General features: G+C 75.3%; 4 protein-coding genes. All 4 read left to right on the top strand.

Annotated elements, in window-relative coordinates:
* Positions 1-89: 89 nt before the first annotated feature.
* Positions 90-1,394 carry a homoserine dehydrogenase gene (locus Q0195_RS08840; RefSeq protein WP_299277240.1) on the top strand — a complete coding sequence of 435 codons (1,305 nt, stop codon included), beginning with the start codon at positions 90-92 and terminating at the stop codon, positions 1,392-1,394.
* Positions 1,394-2,470: a threonine synthase gene (gene thrC, locus Q0195_RS08835; RefSeq protein ID WP_299277236.1), complete on the top strand. Its 1,077-nt coding sequence runs from the start codon at positions 1,394-1,396 to the stop codon at positions 2,468-2,470. Before Q0195_RS08840 ends, thrC begins: the two co-directional genes overlap by 1 nt.
* Before the next feature lie 2 nt (positions 2,471-2,472).
* A complete protein-coding gene (gene thrB / locus Q0195_RS08830; RefSeq protein WP_299277233.1) occupies positions 2,473-3,393 on the top strand; it encodes a homoserine kinase in 921 nt (306 codons plus the stop codon).
* A gap of 262 nt (positions 3,394-3,655) precedes the next feature.
* Positions 3,656-3,979 (top strand): Rho termination factor N-terminal domain-containing protein (locus Q0195_RS08825; RefSeq protein WP_299277231.1); only part of this gene is annotated, 324 nt, incomplete at its 3' end.

Here is a 3,979-nt window from a genome sequence, read left to right as displayed (position 1 = left end):
CCACCCGCGCCGAGTGGTGGACGTCGGGCCCGGCCCGCTCATCGGCGGCCCTATCCTGTGCTCGGCACCGGAGACGATAGGAGTGGTCGATGAGTGAGCGTGCACTACGGGTCGCCGTGCTCGGCTGCGGGACCGTGGGCACCGAGGTGGTGCGGCTGCTGCACGAGCAGGCCGCCGACCTGACCGCGCGCACCGGGGCCCGGCTGGAGCTCGTCGGCGTCGCGGTGCGGGACACCACCACCCCGCGCGACCCCGTCGTCGACCCGGCGCTGCTCACCACCGACTCCGCCGGTCTGGTCCGCCGCGCCGACCTCGTCGTCGAGCTCATGGGCGGTCTGGAGCCCGCCCGTACCCTCGTGCGCGACGCCATCGACGCCGGCGCCAGCGTCGTCACCGCGAACAAGGCCCTGCTCGCCGCCCACGGGCCCGAGCTCTACGAGGCCGCCGAGGCCCGCGGCGTCGACCTCTACTTCGAGGCGGCCGTCGCCGGCGCCGTGCCTGTCGTGCGCGGCGTGCGCGAGTCCTTCGCCGGCGACCGCGTCAACCGGGTGCTCGGCATCGTCAACGGCACGACGAACTTCATCCTCGACGAGATGACCACCCGTGGCGTCGGGTTCGGCGAGGCGCTGGCCGACGCCCAGGCGCTCGGCTACGCCGAGGCCGACCCCACCGCCGACATCGACGGCCACGACGCCGCCGCGAAGATCGCCATCCTCGCCTCGCTCGCCTTCCACACCCGGGTGAGCATCGACGACGTCCCCGTCGAGGGCATCCGCTACGTCACCGCCGCCGACGTCGCCGCCGCCACCCGCGGACACCACGTCATCAAGCTGCTCGCCGTCGCCGAGCGGCGCCCCACCGCCGACGGCGGGGAGGGCATCGCGGTGCGGGTCCACCCCGCGCTGCTGCCCACCGACCACCCGCTGGCCGCGGTGCACGGCGCCTTCAACGCCGTCGTCGTCGACACCGAGGCCGCCGGCCGGCTCATGTTCTACGGGCAGGGTGCCGGTGGCGCACCGACCGCCTCCGCGGTGCTCGGCGACGTCGTCGCCGCCGCCCGCAACCGTGTCTCGGGCGGGATCGGGCCGGTCGAGTCGCGCTACGCACAGCTGCCGATCCTCGGTCCGGACGAGGTGACGACCCAGTTCCAGCTCCGCCTCGAGGTGGCAGACCGGCCCGGAGTGCTCGCCGCCATCGCCGGTACGTTCGGCGAGCACGGGGTCTCGATCCGGACCGTGACCCAGGAGCAGGTGGGTGACAACGACGGCGCCGCCGAGCTCGTCGTCGTCACGCACCGCGCGAGCGAGGCGGCGCTCGCTGCGACGGCCGAGGCCGTCGCCCGGATACCGTCGGTCAAGCGAGTGCTGGCCGTGACCAGGGTGGAGGACGAGTGATGGCGCACCAGTGGCGCGGGGTGATCACCGAGTACGCAGACCGGCTGCCGATCGAGCCGGGCGACCCCGTCGTGACCCTCGGCGAGGGCGGTACCCCGCTCGTCGCCGCCCCCGCGCTCAGCGAGCGGGTGGGCGCGCAGGTCCATGTCAAGGTCGAGGGCGCCAACCCCACCGGCTCCTTCAAGGACCGCGGCATGACCATGGCCATGTCGAAGGTGGCCGCCACCGACACCGAGCTCGTCGTGTGTGCCTCCACCGGGAACACCTCCGCCTCCGCCGCCGCGTACGCCGCCCGCGCCGGGCTGCGCTGCGCCGTCGTCCTGCCCGCCGGGAAGATCGCCGCGGGCAAACTGGCCCAGGCGATCGTCCACGGGGCCACCCTGGTGGCGGTGGACGGCAACTTCGACGACTGCCTGACCATCGTGCGGTCGCTCGCCGAGGACTACCCGGTCGCCCTGGTCAACTCGGTCAACCCCTTCCGGCTCCAGGGCCAGAAGACCGCCGCCTTCGAGGTCGTCGACGCCCTCGGTGACGCCCCCGACATCCACGTGCTGCCCGTCGGCAACGCCGGGAACATCTCGGCCTACTGGATGGGTTACCGCGAGTACGCGACCGACGCCCCGGGGCTGCCCGCCCGCGCCACCCGCACCCCACAGATGTGGGGTGTGCAGGCCGAGGGCGCCGCCCCGCTGGTCAAGGGCGCGCCGGTGGAGCACCCGGAGACCGTGGCCACCGCCATCCGCATCGGCAACCCGGCGTCGTGGACGCTGGCCGAGGCCGCCCGCGACGAGTCCGGCGGGTGGATCGACGCGGTGAGCGACGCCCAGATCCTCGACGCCCAGGCCCTCCTCGCCCGCGAGGTCGGCATCTTCGTCGAGCCGGCCTCCGCCGCGAGCGTCGCCGGGCTGCTCCAGGCCGCCGATCGTGGCGCGGTCCCCGCCGGCGCGACGGTCGTGTGCACGGTGACCGGCAACGGGCTGAAGGACACCGCGACCGCGCTCGGCGACATCGACCTCGAGCCCGAGGTCGTCGCCCCCCGCGCGGAGGCCGCGGCCGAGGCGCTCGGGCTGCGGTGACGATGGCCCGCCTCGCTCGCGACACGGTGCGGGTGCAGGTCCCCGCCACCAGCGCCAACCTGGGCCCCGGCTTCGACTCCCTCGGCCTCGCCCTCGACATCGTCGACGACATCGACGTGCGGGCGACGACGGGCGCCACCCGGGTCACCGTCACCGGCAACGGCGCGGCGGGGCTGCCCGAGGGGGAGGAGCACCTCGTCGTCCGCGCCATCCGGGCCGCGCTCGACCACGTCGGCGCCCCGCAGGCGGGCCTGGAGCTGCGCTGCCACAACCGCATCCCGCACGGACGCGGCCTGGGCTCCTCCGCGGCCGCCGTCGTCGGCGGCCTGGTCGCCGCCCGCGGCCTCGTCTCCGAGCCGGAGGCGCTCGACGACGCGACCGTGCTGGCGCTGGCCACCGAGTTCGAGGGGCACCCGGACAACGCCGCCCCGGCGATCCTCGGCGGCGCGACCGTCGCGTGGACCGAGACCGCGGGGCCGCGCGCCGCGCGCATCCCGGTCGGCCGCCACGTGCAGCCCACCGTCCTCGTCCCGCCCGCCGAGCTGCTCACCGGCACCGCGCGGGCGGTGCTGCCCCGCAGCGTCACCCACGAGGACGCCGCCTTCAACGCCGGCCGCTCCGCGCTGCTCGTCCTGGCCCTCGGCGGACGCCCGGAGCTCCTCCTGCCCGCCACCGAGGACCGGCTGCACCAGCGCCAGCGCGCCATCGTCATGGAGGAGACGCTCAAGGTCGTCGACACGCTCCGCGAGCTCGGCCTGCCCGCCGTCGTCTCCGGTGCGGGGCCGAGCGTGCTCGTCCTCACCCGCGTCGACGATCCCCAGCTCTCCGCCTTCACCCGGCACGGCTGGCAGGTGCACACCCCGGCCGTCGCCGAGCAGGGCGCACGGGTCCTCGCAGGCGAGGCCTCACCGCCCGGGGTCTGAGCCTGGGCACGGCCGGCACGCTCGTCGCCACGTGTCGCGCGAGGTGCGGCGATGAGCGGTTCCCACCCGGCCGCGGCTGCTACACTTGCGGAGCACCGGCTCACCCGTGGTCCCACGATGGGTGTCATGCCTCCGAGCCGGAGCACAAATCCCCTCCAGCACCGCGTTCTGCGGTGACGACTGAGCGGAATCATCAGCCCTGGCGCCCGTGCGCCGGTTCACCGAGCCCCGGTCGGGGCACCTCGCCGAGGGAAGGAACCTCGTGACAGAACAGCTTGATGCCGCCGCAGGCCCCAAGCGGGCGACGGGCGGCTCGCTGAGCAGCATGCGCCTGGCCGAGCTGCAGGCCCTGGCCGCCGAGATGGGCCTCAAGGGCACCACCCGGCTGCGCAAGAACGACCTCATCGCGGTCATCAAGGAGGCCCAGGCCGGCACCTCCACCCCGCCGGCCAACGGCCAGTCCGGCACCGCCACCGCCGCGCCCCGCACCGCCGCCCGCCGTCGGACGGCCGCCACGCAACAGCCGGCCGACGAGCAGCCCGCGCCGGAGCAGCCCGCCGCGGCGGTCGCGGCACCCGCCGCCGAG

It is taken from the genome of uncultured Georgenia sp. (assembly GCF_937958535.1).
Taxonomy (GTDB): Bacteria; Actinomycetota; Actinomycetes; order Actinomycetales; family Actinomycetaceae; genus Oceanitalea.
Note: the sequence above shows the minus strand (reverse complement) of the source record. Positions and strands in the feature narration are given on the sequence as shown.

Excerpts from the sequence above, each read along its gene's own strand:
- Q0195_RS08840 (WP_299277240.1), top strand. The coding sequence starts at position 90 with ATGAGTGAGCGTGCACTACGGGTCGCCGTGCTCGGCTGCGGGACCGTG.
- thrC (WP_299277236.1), top strand. The coding sequence starts at position 1,394 with ATGGCGCACCAGTGGCGCGGGGTGATCACCGAGTACGCAGACCGGCTG.
- thrB (WP_299277233.1), top strand. The coding sequence starts at position 2,473 with ATGGCCCGCCTCGCTCGCGACACGGTGCGGGTGCAGGTCCCCGCCACC.